At 65.2% G+C, this 16649-nt stretch carries 20 protein-coding genes; 9 read left to right on the forward strand and 11 right to left on the reverse strand.

The annotated features are described in order from the left end of the window. Together FNJ47_RS14485 and FNJ47_RS14490 are read right to left on the reverse strand one after the other, a co-directional pair. Positions 1 to 684 (reverse strand): response regulator (locus FNJ47_RS14485; RefSeq protein WP_163154096.1); only part of this gene is annotated, 684 nt, incomplete at its 3' end. Positions 685 to 699: 15 nt separating this feature from the next. Then, positions 700 to 1065, reverse strand: coding sequence for a response regulator (locus tag FNJ47_RS14490; protein WP_016845968.1), 366 nt, complete (start codon positions 1063 to 1065; stop codon positions 700 to 702). Between the two features lie 228 nt (positions 1066 to 1293). On the opposite strand from FNJ47_RS14490, the gene FNJ47_RS14495 reads away from it, so the two are divergent. Further along, positions 1294 to 1593 (forward strand): DUF3572 domain-containing protein, encoded by a 300-nt coding sequence (locus FNJ47_RS14495; protein WP_163154172.1) that lies wholly within the window; start codon positions 1294 to 1296, stop codon positions 1591 to 1593. Further along, complete coding sequence (locus FNJ47_RS14500; RefSeq protein ID WP_163154098.1) at positions 1572 to 2888, forward strand: DNA polymerase IV; 1317 nt, start codon at positions 1572 to 1574, stop codon at positions 2886 to 2888. The genes FNJ47_RS14495 and FNJ47_RS14500 overlap by 22 nt, the downstream gene beginning before the upstream one ends. 103 nt (positions 2889 to 2991) lie before the next feature. Here FNJ47_RS14500 and FNJ47_RS14505 read toward each other — a convergent pair whose 3' ends face one another. Together FNJ47_RS14505 and FNJ47_RS14510 are read right to left on the reverse strand one after the other, a co-directional pair. Continuing rightward, entirely contained in the window at positions 2992 to 3393 is a 402-nt protein-coding gene (locus FNJ47_RS14505) for a RidA family protein (protein WP_163154100.1), read from the reverse strand. 254 nt (positions 3394 to 3647) lie between these two features. Then, a complete protein-coding gene (locus tag FNJ47_RS14510; RefSeq protein ID WP_163154101.1) occupies positions 3648 to 4514 on the reverse strand; it encodes a cell envelope integrity EipB family protein in 867 nt (288 codons plus the stop codon). Positions 4515 to 4778: 264 nt separating this feature from the next. On the opposite strand from FNJ47_RS14510, the gene FNJ47_RS14515 reads away from it, so the two are divergent. From FNJ47_RS14515 to FNJ47_RS14535, 5 genes are read left to right on the forward strand one after another with little or no spacing between them, the layout of a single operon-like run. Further along, on the forward strand, positions 4779 to 5246 hold the full coding sequence (locus FNJ47_RS14515; protein WP_163154103.1) for a RidA family protein: 468 nt from the start codon (positions 4779 to 4781) through the stop codon (positions 5244 to 5246). Positions 5247 to 5248: 2 nt separating this feature from the next. Next, positions 5249 to 6001 (forward strand): glycerophosphodiester phosphodiesterase family protein, encoded by a 753-nt coding sequence (locus FNJ47_RS14520; protein ID WP_163154105.1) that lies wholly within the window; start codon positions 5249 to 5251, stop codon positions 5999 to 6001. 1 nt (position 6002) lies between these two features. Continuing rightward, entirely contained in the window at positions 6003 to 6194 is a 192-nt protein-coding gene (locus FNJ47_RS14525; protein ID WP_163154107.1) for a hypothetical protein, read from the forward strand. Then, on the forward strand, positions 6181 to 7431 hold the full coding sequence (locus tag FNJ47_RS14530; RefSeq protein ID WP_163154109.1) for a GNAT family N-acetyltransferase: 1251 nt from the start codon (positions 6181 to 6183) through the stop codon (positions 7429 to 7431). The genes FNJ47_RS14525 and FNJ47_RS14530 overlap by 14 nt, the downstream gene beginning before the upstream one ends. A gap of 54 nt (positions 7432 to 7485) precedes the next feature. Continuing rightward, positions 7486 to 7911 carry an HIT domain-containing protein gene (locus FNJ47_RS14535; protein WP_163154111.1) on the forward strand — a complete coding sequence of 142 codons (426 nt, stop codon included), beginning with the start codon at positions 7486 to 7488 and terminating at the stop codon, positions 7909 to 7911. 139 nt (positions 7912 to 8050) lie between these two features. On the opposite strand, the gene tsaA is transcribed toward FNJ47_RS14535, so the two are convergent. From tsaA to FNJ47_RS14560, 5 genes are all read right to left on the reverse strand, one after another. Further along, complete coding sequence (gene tsaA / locus FNJ47_RS14540) at positions 8051 to 8542, reverse strand: tRNA (N6-threonylcarbamoyladenosine(37)-N6)-methyltransferase TrmO (RefSeq protein WP_163154113.1); 492 nt, start codon at positions 8540 to 8542, stop codon at positions 8051 to 8053. A 3-nt stretch (positions 8543 to 8545) separates the two neighbouring features. Continuing rightward, entirely contained in the window at positions 8546 to 9526 is a 981-nt protein-coding gene (locus FNJ47_RS14545) for a Bug family tripartite tricarboxylate transporter substrate binding protein (protein WP_235999879.1), read from the reverse strand. Positions 9527 to 9587: 61 nt separating this feature from the next. Next, positions 9588 to 9932 (reverse strand): AzlD domain-containing protein, encoded by a 345-nt coding sequence (locus FNJ47_RS14550; RefSeq protein ID WP_163154115.1) that lies wholly within the window; start codon positions 9930 to 9932, stop codon positions 9588 to 9590. After that, the gene (locus FNJ47_RS14555; RefSeq protein ID WP_163154117.1) at positions 9929 to 10681 is read right to left on the reverse strand and encodes an AzlC family ABC transporter permease; all 753 of its coding nucleotides are present in this window, start codon (positions 10679 to 10681) and stop codon (positions 9929 to 9931) included. Before FNJ47_RS14555 ends, FNJ47_RS14550 begins: the two co-directional genes overlap by 4 nt. 230 nt (positions 10682 to 10911) lie before the next feature. Beyond that, positions 10912 to 12024: a lytic transglycosylase domain-containing protein gene (locus FNJ47_RS14560; RefSeq protein ID WP_235999880.1), complete on the reverse strand. Its 1113-nt coding sequence runs from the start codon at positions 12022 to 12024 to the stop codon at positions 10912 to 10914. A 91-nt stretch (positions 12025 to 12115) separates the two neighbouring features. Between FNJ47_RS14560 and FNJ47_RS14565 the strand changes: the two genes are divergently transcribed. Next, on the forward strand, positions 12116 to 13045 hold the full coding sequence (locus tag FNJ47_RS14565) for a glycine/sarcosine/betaine reductase selenoprotein B family protein (protein ID WP_163154119.1): 930 nt from the start codon (positions 12116 to 12118) through the stop codon (positions 13043 to 13045). Positions 13046 to 13265: 220 nt separating this feature from the next. Here FNJ47_RS14565 and FNJ47_RS14570 read toward each other — a convergent pair whose 3' ends face one another. Then, positions 13266 to 14270 (reverse strand): bile acid:sodium symporter family protein, encoded by a 1005-nt coding sequence (locus tag FNJ47_RS14570; protein ID WP_163154121.1) that lies wholly within the window; start codon positions 14268 to 14270, stop codon positions 13266 to 13268. Between the two features lie 105 nt (positions 14271 to 14375). On the opposite strand from FNJ47_RS14570, the gene FNJ47_RS14575 reads away from it, so the two are divergent. Beyond that, positions 14376 to 15227, forward strand: coding sequence for a LysR family transcriptional regulator (locus FNJ47_RS14575; protein WP_163154122.1), 852 nt, complete (start codon positions 14376 to 14378; stop codon positions 15225 to 15227). Between the two features lie 333 nt (positions 15228 to 15560). Here FNJ47_RS14575 and FNJ47_RS14580 read toward each other — a convergent pair whose 3' ends face one another. Next, positions 15561 to 16613, reverse strand: coding sequence for a phenylacetaldoxime dehydratase family protein (locus FNJ47_RS14580; protein ID WP_163154125.1), 1053 nt, complete (start codon positions 16611 to 16613; stop codon positions 15561 to 15563). Between the last annotated feature and the right edge of the window lie 36 nt (positions 16614 to 16649).

Below are 16649 nucleotides of genomic sequence, written 5' to 3' on the forward strand. Positions count from 1 at the left end.
CTGGCGCGTGCGCTCGAGCGAGCGGGCCTGGCTGCACAGGCGCAGGCCGTCGAAATTGTCGAGGCTGAGCGACACGATCAGCAGGTCGTAATTGCCCTCGGCGGCGTGGAACAGGGCTTCCGACGGATTGGTCTCGACGTCGACGGTGTGCTCGGCGGAGAGGATCGGCGCCAGCTTCTCATAGGACGACGGCCGGTCGTCGACCAGCAGGATGCGGCCGCCCGTGCCCTTGTCGGCGATCGCGCTGCGCTCGGGCGCCTGCATGCCGATCTCGAGCGAGGTGATGGCGCGCATGCGCAGCTCGTCGGTCATCATCTTCAGCCGCGTCAGCGAGCGCACGCGCGCGATCAGCACGACGTCGGACACCGGCTTGGTCAGGAAATCATCCGCGCCGGATTCCAGCCCGCGCACGCGATCGGCAGGACTGTCGAGCGCGGTGACGATGACGACGGGAATGAAATGGGTCGCCGGATTCGACTTCAGCCGGCGGCAGACCTCGAAACCATCCAAATCCGGCATCATGACGTCGAGCAGGATGATGTCGCATTCGGCGCGTGCACAGATTTCCAGCGCCTCGGTCCCGTTGGAAGCGGTCAGCACATCGAAATATTCGGCCGACAGACGGGCTTCCAACAGCTTGACGTTCGCCGGAACGTCATCGACGACGAGGATACGCGCGGACATTGCACCACAACTCCCCTATCCGATAAAGCGTCGGACAGTCTCAATAAATTTTCCGACCGAGATCGGCTTGGACAAATAGGCTTCGCAGCCGCCCTCGCGGATGCGTTCTTCGTCGCCCTTCATGGCGAAGGCGGTGACCGCGACCACCGGAATCGTGCGCAGATCGGGATCGTCCTTGATCCAGCGCGTGACTTCGAGGCCGGAAACCTGGGGCAGCTGAATATCCATCAGGATGAGGTCGGGGCGCAGCTTGCGGACGAGATCGAGCGCTTCGAAGCCATTGCTGGTACCCGAAGTCTGATAGCCGTGCGCTTCCAACAGATCGCGAAAGAGCTTCATGTTGAGCTCGTTGTCCTCCACGATCAGGACGGTTTTGGCCATCCCGTCCCTCCCAAACCCAGGAGACGGGCCCGGCTGCGGCACCTCACGCACCGCGCTCGGGACGCGTCGAAAATGTGAATTCAAACTAGCGCCAGAATCGCTCTAACCCGTTAACCCGAAGTCCAACTTCCGTAGCGTGGTTTCCGTTGCTTGAACACACGCGGAAGACTCGGGCATGATGGGTCTCTCAATAGAGACCATAAGTTAACGGAAAGGCAAACCGGCGCGTTGAAAAAGCCTGTTCACAACCCGCGGGAAGTCGCTGAAATCGTTGCGATTCAGGCGCTCGGCTTCATTGCCGGCGATCCCGAGCGGCTGGGCTTGTTCCTCGCTGAAACCGGAATCGGTCCGGAGACGCTGCGGAACGCGGCGTCCAATCCTCAATTTCTTGCGAGCGTGCTCGATTTCGTGATGCGTGACGATGCCACCGTGAAGGCGTTCGCCGCGGCCTCCGAACTGCACCCGACCAACATCGCCGCCGCCCACCAGGTGCTGGGCGACCCGAGATGGGAGCGCGACGTGCCGTGACGACGGCAGCGGCGGCATCCGACGGCCCCCTCAGTTTCTGCCGAGACTGCCTCGGCGATCTCGATATCAAGGTGAAGCGATGCGGCCATTGCGGATCGCCGCGGCTGGTGCGTCATCGCACCCTGCCCGCACTGGCGCTGGCCCATATCGACTGCGACGCGTTCTACGCCACCGTCGAGAAGCGCGACAATCCCGAGATCGCCGATCGCCCGGTCATCATCGGTGGCGGCAAGCGCGGCGTGGTGTCGGCCGCCTGCTATATCGCGCGCACCTACGGCGTCCGTTCGGCGATGCCGATGTTCAAGGCGCTGGAACTCTGCCCGGATGCGACCGTGATCCCGCCGGACATGGCGAAATATGTCCGGGTCGGGCGCGAGGTGCGGCACGCGATGCAGGCGCTGACGCCGCTGGTCGAGCCGCTGTCGATCGACGAGGCGTTCCTCGATCTCTCCGGCACGCAGCGCGTCCACGGCATGATCCCGGCCAAGGTGCTCGCCAAATTCGCCCGCGACGTCGAGCGCGACATCGGCATCACGGTGTCGGTCGGGCTGTCCTGCAACAAGTTCCTCGCCAAGATCGCCTCCGACCTCGACAAGCCCAGGGGCTTCGCCACGCTCGACCAGGACGAGGCGCGCGAGATGCTGGCGAGCAAGCCGGTCGGCTTCATCTATGGCGTCGGCCCTGCGACGCAGGAGAAGCTGGTGCAGCGCGGCTTCCGCATCATCGCCGACTTGCAGCGCGCCGACGAGAACGAGCTGATGAAGCAGTTCGCCAGCGAAGGCCGCAGGCTGTGGCGGCTGGCGCGCGGCATCGACGACCGCAGCGTGGTGCCCGACCGCGGCGCCAAGACCATTTCGAGCGAGACCACCTTCGAGACCGACATCCGCGATTTTGCAACCCTGGAAAAGCTGCTCTGGAAGCTGTCGGAGAAAACCTCGGCGCGGCTGAAGAGCAGCGAGCTCTCCGGCTGCACCATCACGCTGAAGCTAAAGACCGCTGATTTCCGCCAGCGTACCCGTTCACAATCGATCCAGACGCCGACCCAATTGGCCGCAAAGATCTTTGCGGTAACGCGCGAGATGCTGGTCAAGGAGATCGACGGTACCGCCTTCCGCCTGATGGGCGCCGGCGTCAGCGCGCTGCGCCCGGGCTCGCAGGCCAATGATTCCGACATGCTCGACCGCCGCTCGGCCCACGCTGAACGCGCAATCGACAATCTGCGCAAGAAGTTCGGCAATGCCGCCGTGATCCGGGGCATTGCCTATGAGGGACCGCAAAAGAACGCGGAGGAGTAAGACCTCCGTCATTGCGAGCGCAGCGAAGCAATCCACCGTGCCGCTTGCGGCGCTATGGATTGCTTCGTCGCTTCGCTTCTCGCAATGACGGAGAGTGTGCCTCTCAATCCGCGACCGCGATCGCCTCGATCTCGATCAGCCATTCCGGTGCAGCGAGCGCAGTGACGCCGACGAGCGTAGAGGCCGGCGGCTCCATGCCCTCGAAGAATACCGACCTCGCCTTGCCGATGATCGGGCGAAGCTCCGGCTTGTAGCCGACGACGAACGTCGTGATCTTGACGATGTTGGAATAGCTGGCGCCGGCCGCCTTTAGCGCCGTACCGAGGTTCTGCATCACCTGGGTCGTCTGCGCGGCAAGATCGCCGGCGCCGACCACCCGGCCCTCCTCGTCGGTGGATACCTGTCCGGAAATGTAGATGGTGCGCGCGCCCGAGGCGACGACGACGTGGGAGTAAGCCGGATTGTGATGCAGGCCGCTGGGGCGAAGATGGTCTGATTTGCTCATGATGTGCCTCCCTGAGACGCGTGTTTTGCGAAGCGTACTCGCGTCTGATGGTTCCGGCCAGAGCGGTCTCGCGGGGGCGTTGGCTTGCTCCGCTGTCGTCCCTGCGAAAGCAGGGACCCATAACCACAGGGAGCAGTTGTTGAAGCGCGCTGTAGCTCCGGCGTTGCACGACAATTGACGGTCGTGGTTATGGGTCCCGGGTCGCGCTTCGCTTGCCCGGGACGACGGCTGTGTATGTCGAGATGATCAGCCCCTCACTTGCAGGGTTTGGAATCCCTGACGTCGAACTTGTCGAGCGCGCCCGAGATCACGAAATCGTTGTAGTCCAGCACCAGCGCGCGGGAGACGCCGTTCTCGTACAGCTCGAACGACATCGCATAGACCGGCGTCTGCTCGCCGTCCTTCGCCCGCGCATCGCTGTCGTAATAGCTCACTGTCACCGGCCAGCGCGTCATGGTTTTCATCGCATCGCTCGCCGTCGACGGATCGGGCGATGAGGGCGCGCGGTCGCCTGCGAGCGGCCGGCCGATCACGGTCAGCGTGTTGTAGACCTTCTCACCATTGTCGGAGCCGTCATAGACGGTCTGCTCGAGCACCGATTTGCCGTCACGGGCGGCAGCGATGATGTGCTGGATCTGCTCGGTCGGGAACACGATCTTGCCGTCGAGATTGAACGTCTTCTTCACCGGCTGGGTCAGCTTCACGGTGATATGATCGCCGACGCGCTCGGCGGTGCCGTCGACCGGAGACGATTCACTGTCGTTCATCCGCGTGTCGATCTTGAAGCGGTAGCTCTTGCCCGACGCATCCTCCCAGGACGATGAGCGCAGATCTGACAGCGTCACCTTGCCCTCGCCGCTGTCGAGTTCGGAGACCTGGCGGAATTCGGAGGTGTAGCCTTCGCAGGAGTTGCCGGAGAAATTGTAGAGGATGCGCCCGCGCGCATCGCTGACCGAATTGGAGCCGCGCGATTTCACGAGGCTGAGATCGTACAGCGCCTGATGCGCGAGAAACGGCCCGCTTGCCGCAGCAGCGGCGGACCCATGAACCAGACCGGATCCTGCGGCTACCGCGATCGTGAGCACCAGGGCACGCGACGGATTCCCAAACGGCAAGGTCATGGTTTTTCCTCAAGGAGGCAGAGATTCGCCACAATAGTGACGGTGGTATTGCGCCGCAACTGGGGCAAGTTTTACAAAATTGCAATGTGCGCAGCGAAAATGCCGTCATTTTCGGCAATTTTTCGTGCGATTCCGCATGTCACGGCGGCACTCCGCGTACCCTTACAGTCGCTTGCAACCGGCGGCACGATGCGCGAAACAATCGAGACAAGCTTGGCCCTGACCTCGTTTCAGGCTTTCGTGCAATCCAATTGGGGAACAAAGATGGCGGGTACCGTCGAACAGAAACTGGCGTCACAGGGCATCACACTTCCTGAACCGACCGCCCCGGTCGCAAACTATGTCCCCTTCGTCCGCAGCGGAAACCTGCTGTTCGTCTCGGGCCAGGTCTGCTTCAACGCCGAAGGCAAGCTGATCGCCAAGGGCAAGTTAGGGGCCGGCGTCACGATCGAACAAGGCGTCGCCGCGGCGCAGGGCTGTGCGATCAACCTGCTGGCCCAGGTCAAGGCGGCGCTCGGCGATCTCGACAAGGTCGTGCGCGTGGTGCGGCTCGGCGGCTTCATCAACTCGGCGCCCGATTTCTTCGACGGACCGAAGGTCCTGAACGGCGCTTCCGACCTGATGGTCGCAGCGTTCGGCGACAAGGGTCGGCATGCCCGCACCACCGTCGGCGTTGCCTCGCTGCCGGCGGATGCCGCGGTCGAGGTCGAAGGCGTGTTCGAAGTCTCCTGATCGTGCGCGCCCCTGATTGGCTGACGAAACGGCCGGTCGCTCATCGCGGCCTGCATGATGCCGCACGCGGTGTCATCGAGAACATGCCGGCCGCGGCCAACGCTGCGGTTGCCGGCAACTTCGCCATCGAGTGCGATATCCAGCTCACTGCCGATGGTGAGGCGATGGTGCATCACGACGATGCGCTCGGTCGCCTCACCGAAGGTTCGGGCCTGCTGGCGACGAAGACGGCGGCCGAGCTGAAAGCAGTCAAGTTCAAGAACACGTCCGAGCAGATGATGACGCTCGGCGACCTCTGCGCGCTGGTCGCCGGCCGCATGCCGCTGGTGGTCGAGGTGAAGAGCCATTTCGACGGCGACCGCAAGCTGGTAGCCCGGATGGCCGAGGTGCTGGCATCCTATTCCGGCCCGGTTGTCGGCATGTCGTTCGATCCCGACCAGGTGCTGGCGTTGCGCGAGGTCATGCCGAACCTGCCGCGCGGCATCACCGCTCAGCGCACCTATGACGACAGTTCCTGGACCAAGCTGACGCCGGCCCAGCGCGACGGCATGCTGTACCTGCGCCACGGCTTCAAGACCGAGCCGCATTTCGTTGCCTTCTGGGTCAACCAGCTACCGGCGCCGGCGCCCTGGATCGCCCGCAACGTGTTCGGCTGTCCGCTGCTGGCCTGGACCGTGCGGACCGCGGAACAGCGCGAGCGTGCGGCCCGTTACGCCGATCAGATGATCTTCGAGGGGTTTGTGCCGGGAACCTGACATGTTCCTTCGCGGCCTTGAAGTCGTCGCTGCGATGCACGATCTTGGCAAGAGCTGGTTGGGCGTTGGTCAAAGCGTTGGTCGTCATCGGCGATGGCGGAATGCAGAGCATGATCCGGAAGTGGAGCCAGCTGTTCCGGCAAGATCATGCTCAAAAGAGGCACCGGTCTTCATTCTCGATGGCGTCTTCTGAAATTACCCTAGAGGCCGTGGCTGACATCGGCGGCATTCCAGCCGCCGAATGGGACGCCTGCGCCAATCCCAAGGCGGATGCGGACAGCATCCATAACCTCGACACGCTGGCCTCGCCCGCTGCCGCAGGCGATTGCCAGACCGCCGCAAGTTCGAGCTATAACCCCTTCGTTTCCCATGCCTTTTTCGCTGCCGCGGAAGCCTCCAATTCGGCCTGCCCGCGGACCGGCTGGGGGCCCCGGCATCTGGTGGCAAAACTCGACGGCCGGATCGTCGGCGTCGTGCCCTGCTATCTGAAATCGCACTCGCAGGGCGAATACGTGTTCGATCGCGGCTGGGCCGAGGCCTATCACCGCGCCGGCGGCAGCTATTATCCGAAGCTCCAGGTCTCCGTCCCCTTCACGCCCGCGACCGGGCCGCGGCTTCTGATCCGCGACGGCGTCGACCGCGAGGTGATCGGCTCGGCGCTGGCGCGCGGCCTGCGGGCGCTCTGCAACGCCACCGAAGCCTCCTCAGTGCACGTCACCTTTGCCCGCGAGGACGAGGCAAAATTCCTCGGCGCGCACGGCTTCCTGCAGCGGACCGACCAGCAGTTCCATTGGCACAATGAGGGCTACACGACCTTCGACGATTTTCTCGGTTCGCTGAACTCGCGCCATCGCAAGGGCATCAAGCGCGAGCGCCGCGAAGCCGTCACCGCCGGAATCACGATCCACTGGCTGACCGGCTCCGACATCACCGAGGACGCGTGGGACGCGTTCTTCGAGTTCTACATGGAGACCGGATCGCGCAAATGGGGCCGGCCATACCTCACCCGGGAATTCTTCTCGCTGATCGGCGAGAGCATGAGCCGGGATGTGCTGCTTGTCATGGCCAAGCGCAACGGCCGCTGGATCGCCGGCGCCATCAACTTCATCGGCTCGGACACGCTGTTCGGCCGCAACTGGGGCGCGATCGAGCACCACCCGTTCCTGCATTTCGAAGTCTGCTACTATCAGGCGATCGATTTCGCGGTTCAGCGCGGACTCAAGGTGGTCGAGGCCGGCGCACAGGGCGAGCACAAGCTGGCGCGCGGCTACCTGCCGCAGACCACCCACTCGGCGCATTTCATCGCCGATCCCGGGCTGCGCCGCGCCATCGCCGATTACCTCAAGCGCGAGCGCGATTACGTCGCCGAGGTCGGCCGCGAGCTGACCGAGGCCGGCCCGTTCCGGAAGACCGTCGACGACGACGCTTGACGTTTCAGCCGCGACCGGGACATTAGCCTTCTAAAAAATCGAGGAGCCGCCGCCATGCCCGCCGCCTATGACAACAACAATCCCTTCGCAAAGATCCTGCGCGGCGAGTTTCCCTGCTACAAGGTCTATGAGAACGAGCACGTGCTCGCCTTCCTCGACATCATGCCGCGCTCGCCCGGGCATACGCTGGTAATCCCGAAGGCCCCCGCCCGCAACATCCTCGACATCACGCCTGATGACTACGCCCATGTCGCGCGCGCCGCGCACAAGATCGCCGCCGCCGCGATGAAGGCCTTTGAAGCCGACGGCATCACCGTGCAGCAGTTCAACGAGCCGGCCGGCGGCCAGGTGGTCTTCCATCTCCACTTGCACGTGATGCCGCGCAAGGATGGCGTCGCGCTGCTGCCGCCCGCGAGCCACAAGGAAGACGGCAAGGTGCTGGAGGCGAATGCCGCGAAGCTGATCGCGGCGTTGAAATAGCGGCCTTTCCCCGTCATTGCGAGCGAAGCGAAGCAATCCATCGTTCGGCACATGCGGAACGATGGATTGCTTCGTCGCTGCAGCGCAAAATTGCTTTGCAATTTTGTCGCGAGCTCCTCGCAATGACGACGGTGAGATCCTACTCCGTCTCGAAATCCCCCGACTGCGGCGGCGCCAGTGGCGTGAACTCGCAGCGGTCGGGCTTGACGTCGATCAGCGGCGTCTCGTCGAGGCAGTCGAGGCCGCGCACCAGGATGACGTTGCCCTCGACGCCGACCAGCTTGACGATCGAGGTGCCGATCGGATTGGGACGTACCGGCGAGCGCAGCGAGAAGGTGCCGCGGGTGTTGCCGTTGTTCTTTGGGCTTTGCAGCACGATGTCGCGGCGCGACTGGTGCAGCCAGTACAGCACTTCGAGATTCGAGTAGAAATCGACGCCCTTGATCGCGGCGACCCACGGCTCGAAAATCTCGAGCCGGCATACCGGACCGTCATGACGCCCCTGTCGCGGCGTCGCCAGCCGTGAGGTCCAGGGCGTTCGGATGCGGCCGATGAACACAAGCCCGGCGTCGCGCGCCGACGGCATGTCGACGGAAACCTCGCCCTGGCGCAATTCCATTTCACGTACCATGTGTCAATCCAATGATAGATTCAGCGCCTTGACCACATCAGCCCATCGCGCGCGATCGGCATCCACGAATTTGTCGATCTCGGCCTGGCTCTTCGCGCGCAGCGGCGGAAAACCGATCCTGACCAGCGAAGCGCGGAACGCCTCGTCGTTCAAGGCCCGGTCGAGGCTCGCCTTGATCTTGCCGGCGATCTCGTCAGGCACTTTCGACGGCGCAGCGATACCATACCAGACGCTGACCGCATAATCGGGATAGCCGCTCTCGGCGATGGTCGGCAGATCGGGCAAATCGGGGATGCGCGCGGTCGAGCTGACGCCGAGCGCCCGCAGCATGCCTGACTTGACCGGCGGCAGCGCGGTGCCGAGCGTGTCGAACATCAGCTGGATGTTGCCTGACAGCAAATCCTGCAGCGCGGGTCCTGCGCCCTTGTAGGGCACGTGGGTCATCTCGACGCCGGCCATCTGCTTGAACATCTCGCCGGCGAGATGAACCGTGCCGCCGGTGCCGGCCGAGCCGAAATTGAGCTTGCCGGGATTTGTCTTAGCGTAGGCGACGAACTCCGCGATCGTCCTGGCAGGTACGGACGGATTCACCTCCATGATCATCGGCGCGTCCGTGATGACAGACAGCAGGCGAAAATCCTTCGCCGGATCGTAGGGCAGCTTCTTGTAGAGCAGCGGATTGAGCACGAAGATCGAGGCCGCCGTCACGAACAGCGTGTAGCCGTCGGGATCGGAGCGCGCCACGGCCTCGGCGCCGATCGCGCCCTGCGCGCCTGCCTTGTTCTCGACCACGACCACCTGCTTGAGATCGCGCCCGAGATATTCGCCCACGATGCGGCCCAGCACGTCGGTCGGCCCGCCCGCAGCATAGGGCACTATGAGCTTGATCGGTCGCGTCGGATAGTCGGTGGCATGCACCGGCAACGCCACCGTCAGCAACGCTGTCAGAGCAACAATGAATAGCGATGATGCGCGCCGCTGCATGCCGTTTCCCCATTGTTTTGTTCTTGGGGAATGAGAGTAGCGGATAATGCGCTCGCCGCAATCAGCCGAGCCAGTATTTGCCCGCAATCACGACGACCTCGCCCACGATCACGCCGGCGAAGATCGATTTCCGCGCCAGCAAGAACGCCACAAAGCCTGCGGCGACGGCGCTGTAGCGCAGCCAGTCCGGCACGCTGGCAAGCGCGCCCGGCGGCTGCACCACGATCTGCGCAATGATCCCGGCGAGGATCGCGGTGGCGACCGCCCTTACCCAGACCAGCAGCTCGGAATTCTCGTCGATGCCGCCGCCGAACCACAGGCCGAGCATGCGCCAGATCTGGTTGGGGATGACGCCCGCCACGAACAGGATAGCAAGCGCGTGCCAGTCTCCGATGAAGCCAGTCACGCGCGCGCCCTCACGATGCCCGCCCTCGCCCGGTGCACGGCATAGGCGATGGTCCCCGCGGCGACGCCGCTGACCAGGATATCGACGCCGCTGTTCAGCATCGCGGCCAGCGGGAACAGCAAGAGCCCAAGCACCAGCGCGATGACGTCGGCCAGCTCGCGGCAGTTGCGCGCGGTGGAGAACAGAAACGCAAGCGGCGTCAGCATCAGCATGCCGGCGGCCAATAGCGGTGTGAGGTTGGCCGCGAGCGCATAGCCGATCGTGTTGGCGATCAGGCAGACCGAGACCAGCCCCAGGCCGAGCCCGTGGATGAAGGCGATCCGCCGGTTGCGCGGCACCTGCGGCAGGAAGCGGTAGCATTCGACCCACAGCGTCACCGCGGTGAGATGTGCCACCAGGATCAGATGCCGGCGCTTGGTCTGCTCGGTGCGCATCAACGGCAGCACCGAGACCACCATCGGAAACAGCCTGATCGCGCTGACGGTGACCGCGATCGCCGATTGCAGCACGGTGGCGCCGGAGCCGAGCGTCGTGATCACGATGATCTGCGCTGGGCCCGCCCACACGAACGCGGTGCTCGCCAGGGTCCAGCCGAGCGAGAAGCCGGAATCATGCGCCAGCGCGCCGATGCCGAGATAGGTCGCAAACAGCACGAGGGTCAGTACCGTCGCGCCGATCGATCGCGCGCCCCACAGGAAGGCGCGGAACGAGGTCTGCCATTGCGGAGAATCGAGCGAAGGAAGCGCCACGGGGAGCCGGATGATTTTGCAATGTCGGCGGCTTAGGGCGCTGGCAACGCAGGGTCAAGCAAGAGACGGCACAGCGCTGCTATGCAGTAGCCCCAAGCGTCATTGCGAGGAGCGTAGCGACGAAGCAATCCATCTATCTATCCGTTCCGCGGAAGCATGGATTGCGTCGCGGAGCCTGTCATCCGGCGGCGCTCTGCGCCGACAGGGTGGCTCGCAATGACGCGGAGAGATCACACCCGGTTCTTCAGCACGAAGCACGCGCCGCCCGCCTTGCGGATGCGGCTGCACAGGCCGTCGGCTTCGGGGCGCGTGTCGGCGCCGATGCGCACCTGGTAGAACGTCGCGCTGCCGCGGCTGCGCAGCCGTGAGCCGAGCAGGCTCGGATCCTGATCGCCGATCACGTTCGACAGCCGCTTCATCGCACGGGCATACATCGCAAGCGCCTTGTCGCGGCTGAAGCCGGCGGCGAGTTGCACGCCCCATACCTTGGCCGCCGACAGCGTGATGTGCTGCTCGAGCTCGGCCACGAACGGATTGGGCGCGCGCTTCAACAGCGCCATCAGCTCGCGGCAGCTCGCGGTCGGCGCACGCTGCGGCATCCTGCCGTTGCGGCCGGCCGCAGCCCAGTCGTCGACGCTCGAGCCGGTGATCGCGGAGACGTAATTGCGCGTCTCCTGCGGCATGTATCCGGAGCCGGCGAGCCAGTCCTGGATCCGGCGCGGGCCGGCATTGTAGGCCGCCGCCGCGAGGCCGAGATTGCCGAACTGATTGCGCAGCTCGCTGAGGAATTCCGCCGACTTCGGCAGCGCCTGGACGGGATTGAAGGGATCAAGAAGCCCACGCTCGTTTGCCGTGCCCGGCATGAACTGCGCGATGCCCTGCGCACGCTGGCCGCTCCGGGTCATCGGCCCGATCGCGTCGGCCTGGAAGCGGCTCTCCTGCCAGATCACGCGCGCGAAGAATTCGAGCGGCAGGTCGTTGGCCCGCGCCGCCGACTCGATCATCAGGCACATCGCCTCGCGGGTGTCGCTCTCACGCGCATCATCCGCGGGCTTGTCGGTTGCCGCGGCAGGCTTCTCGGCAGGTGCCGCGGGCTTCTCGACAGGTGCCGCGGGCGTCTCCGCAGAAGGCGCAGCAGGTTTCTCGGCCGATGGAGAGGCCTGCCCTGCCGGCGGTGGCGCAGGCGGCTCGGCCGGCACCTCCGCGGGTTTTTCGGTGGGCGCAGCCGACTTGTCCGCAGGCGGCGTCGCCGGCGCCGCGGCAGGCGCGTCGTCCGCGCCGGCGCCGATCGGCGGCACCAGCGTCAAAAGCAGGACCAATGCGGCACAAAGACCTGTTCGCATCGCAAATCTGTTCCCGCGCTGCGCGGCTTGACACCGCAAGCTCGTGGTCTAGCTATGGACTGAAATGATGGCGCGCAAAAGGGAGCGCAAAATGGCCGCAGCTTCGGACGATCAAACAGGCTTCGCGCCCGACGACGACGCCCCGATCGGCTACATGAAGCGGACCCGCGATTATTACGCGGCGATCGGGTACACCACCCCCTACCGCTGGGCTCATTACACCTCCGCCCCGTTCCAGCCGCTGACGAAGCCGCTGAACCAGTCCCGCATCGCCCTCATCACGACGGCGGCGCCGTTCGATCCCGCCCGAGGTGACCAGGGCCCCGGCGCGAAATACAATGGCGGGGCAAAATTCTATTCGGTCTATGACGGCGATACATCGCAGCAGCACGACTTAAGAATTTCGCACATCGCCTATGACCGCATCCACACCACGGCGACCGACAACGGCACCTGGTTCCCGTTGGCGCAACTCAAGCGCCTCGCCGCGGCCGGCATGATCGGTGAAGTCGCCCCTCGCTTCTTCGGCGCCCCGACCAACCGCAGCCACCGCGTCACCATCGAGACCGACGCGCCCGAAATCCTCAAGCGCTGCCGCGCCGACAATGTCGATGCCGCGGTGCTGGTGCCGAACTGCCCGGTCTGCCACCAGACCGTCAGCCTCGTCGCGCGGCATCTCGAGGCGAACGGCATCCCAACCGTCGTGATGGGCTGTGCCAAGGACATTGTCGAGCACGCCGCAGTGCCGCGCTTCCTGTTCTCGGATTTCCCGCTCGGCAACTCCGCCGGCAAGCCGCATGACGAAGCCTCGCAGGCCATCACGCTGGAGCTCGCGCTGCGCGTGCTGGAGACTGCGCCCGGTCCACAGACCACCGTGCAGTCACCGCTGCGCTGGAGCGAGGACGCGTCCTGGAAGCGTGACTACAGCAACGCCGACGCGCTGAGCGCCGAGGAGTTGGCGCGCCTGCGCCGCGAGTTCGACGCACAGAAGGAAATCGCGAAGGGTCTGCGCGTCGCGTAAGGCTGCGCTAAGCACGATCACTTGCCCACTCACGGTGTCATCGCCCGGCTCGACCGGGCGATCCAGTATTCCAGAGACAGCAGTCAATCACGGAGAGGCCGCGGCGTACTGGGTCCCCCGGTCCCGTCTACGCCAAGGCTTCGACGCGGCCCTGATTCCCTGGCGCGCCGAAGCTTTAGCGAAGGCGGCAAGCCGGGGGACGACAGCGGGGGCAAAATGCCTACGCGTGCACCGGCGCTGCATCATGTGACGCCCCTTCCTCACCACCCGCGTAATGCCGCGCGAGCGCCGCACATGTCATCAGCTGGATCTGGTGAAACAGCATCAGCGGCAACACGATCAGACCGACCGACTGGCCGGCCAGCAGCACGCTCGCCATCGGCAACCCGCTCGCCAGACTCTTCTTCGAGCCGCAGAACATGATGGCGATGCGGTCGGCGCGCGAGAAGCCGAGCAGCTTACTGCCGAAGTTGGTGACCAGCAGCACAGTCGCCAGCAGCAGCGCGTCGAGGCCGAGCACGATGGCCATCTGGGTCGCGTTGACCTGATGCCAGATGCCGTGGCTGACGCCGTCGCTGAATGCGGTGTAGACGATCAGGAGGATCGAACCGCGGTCGACCAGCCCGAGCATCGCATGGTGCCTGGCGACAAAGCCGCCGATCAGCGGCCGCGACAATTGCGCCGCCACGAACGGCAGCAGCAGCTGCACGACGATGTCGAGCGCGGCATTGCCCGAGAACCCGCCATGGCTGGAGAGCAGCACGCCCGCCAGCAGCGGCGTCGCGACGATGCCGAGCAGGTTGGAGGCGGTCGCCGAGCACAGCGCCGCCGACACATTGCCGCCCGCGATCGAGGTGAAGGCGACTGACGACTGCACCGTCGACGGCAGGATGCAGATCAGGATCACGCCCGCCCACAGCGCCGGCGTCAAGAGATGCGGCGCCAGCGCATGCGCGGCGAGCCCGAGCAGTGGGAACAGGGCGAAGGTCGACAGGAAGATCACGAGGTGCAGCCGCCAGTGCCGGGCGCCGACCAGCGCCTCCGTCGTCGACAGCCGTGCGCCGTGGAGGAAGAACAGCAGCGCGATCGCGGCATCGGTGGCATAGCCGCCGATCACGGTGCCCTGCCCGTGCAGCGGCAGCAGCGTGGCGAGGCCGACCATGCCGACGATGGCGGCGATGTAGGGGTCGACGGGCACGAACGAGCGCAGGCGGCTGAGGGTCATGGTGGCTTCCTTTCCTTGATCGGAAGGTGCTCCTCCCCATACCGATTGTGAACCGCGCTTACCGATGTTATTGTCATTACATTATGTAATTACGGATCGTCGGCCATGCTCGACCCGACCCAGCTCGAAACCTTCCTCACCGTGGTGCAGACGCAGAACTTCACCGAGGCCGGCCGCCGCCTCGGCCTGAAGCAGTCGACGGTGAGCCAGCACATCCGCAAGCTCGAGGCTGCCGCCGGGCGGCGCCTGTTCGTTCGCGACACCCATTCGGTGGTGCTCACCGCCGACGGCGAGGCGATGACGGGCTTTGCGCGCCCGATCCTCGAGGCCAATGCGCGTGCCCGCGACTACTTCGCGGGGTCGCAGGTGCGTGGAAAAGTCCGGTTCGGCGCCGCGGAGGATTTTGCCAGCTCGCGCCTGCCCGACCTGCTGCGCGACTTCGTCCGCCGCCACCCGCAGGTCGATCTCGAACTGACGGTCGGCCTCAGCGCCGTGCTGTACCAGCAGCTCGATGCCGGCGAGCTCGACCTCGTGCTGGGCAAGCGCCGACCCGGCGACGCACTGGGACAGCTGGTGTGGCAGGACCGCCTGGTGTGGACCGGCGCGCCCGGCACGCGGCTCGATCCCGACGGGCCGCTGCCCCTGATCCTCTACGCGCCGCCGAGCGTCAGCCGCAGCGTGGTGCTGGAGGCAATGGAACGGTTCGGGCGGCCCTGGCGCATCGTCTGCTCGAGCGGCAGCCTGAGCGGCCTGCGCGCAGCAGCACTCGCCGGCCTCGGCATCACGCCGCAGGCGCAGGGCCTGATCCCGGACGGGCTGGAAGCGATGCCGGCGTCAGGCCTGCCGCCGCTCGGCAGCGTCGAGTTTGTGGTCCGCACCGCCCGCCGGACCAGACGCGGCCCAGCCGTCGAACTGGCGCAGGCGATCGCGGAACGCGGCGGCCGGCTGCGGCCGTAGAAGTTCGACGATGTTCGGCCAAAATGCCCTGATGCGCGCTAAGTGGACCACCGCCGTCATCGCCCGGCCTGTGCGCAATTGCGCACATGGACCGGGCGATCCAGTACGCCGCGGCGCTTCGGCTCAAGCGCTGCGGTCTCTGGAATACTGGATCACCCGCATGCGCGGGTGATGACACTGAGCAAGCTGAGGGTGCCTGCACGATTTCTGGATAATAGAAGAATGCCGCTGAGTTGCCCGACGAGTCAAGTTGCGTCTCGACGCCGGCTACTTTGCATGGGGTTGTTTTCGATATTTTGGTAGTGCGCCCCTGCTCGGACCGAGAGGCCCGCGTCAGGCGGCTGGTGCTGCCGCGACCTGCACCGCGTTGAGCATGCCGGTGGACTCGTGACACCCGAGATATTCGAAGAACTGCTCGTCGGCGGCCGCCACCGTGACCTCGTGATACAGCCTGAGTTTCGCAGCTGGTCCCAGGGTCGACAGATACTTCATCGCCGCACCGAAGATCCTGACATGGGTCGGATGCGATTCCGCCCAGCGCTCCAACGCCGCAAGGCTCTTCCACCAGCTCTGGCCGTAGGATTTTTCCGTCGGCCGTCCCTGCGCATCGACGACACGCATGTAGCGATTGGCGTAGCAGCCGATCGGCACGCCGTCGTCGCGCAGGAAGTCCATGCCCTCGCGCAGCACCGGCTCGACATCGTCGAGATACATCTTGCGCTCGGAGGTCTCGGTGTCGCTCCAGTCCTGGCCGGACCGGATCAGGCAGAGATTGTCATGCGCGACCACGCGGATCCGTGCGCCATCGCGGATCACCCGCGGCTCGCCGCCCGGCGTCATCGCGTCGGTCTGCGACAGCGGGATGCGATCGCGCATGCCGCCCCAATAGGCGTGCTCCTGCACCTCGCCGCTCATGCCGTCGGCAAGCACGGCGACGCCCTCTGGACGGCCAAGCGACGAGAACAGCGTCTCGTAGCGCGCAACATGCGGCCGCAGCACCTCGATGAAGCGGCCGACGGCATCACCGGCATTGCCGCCGGTCCAGGCCTCGCGCGCGCCGCCAAACCAGGCGTCGAAACGCCCGGCATCGTCCCAATAGGCAACTGAGACGACATTGGTGAAGCCGGCCTGGTCGACATATTGCGCGCGGTCCCAATGGGTCGGGCCGTTCTCGCCGGCGAAGCGCGTTGCGATCCGCGCCAGCGCCTCGGTGGCCGCGGCGGTCGGCTCGCCGCGAAACTGGACGCCGAAATAGGCCATGATCACGCTTGCGACCGCGGGCTTGTGGCGCGCGACGAAGGACGGATAAGGCGGCGCGTAGTCGTCGGGCACGCGGCGATGACGGGAGCGCGCCGTTTGCAGATGGGATGGAATTGCGGATTCCATGGCAGTCGCCTCCGGTTTGGATGTCGTCCTGGTGCG

Source organism: Bradyrhizobium uaiense (assembly GCF_010811875.1).
GTDB lineage: Bacteria > Pseudomonadota > Alphaproteobacteria > Rhizobiales > Xanthobacteraceae > Bradyrhizobium > Bradyrhizobium uaiense.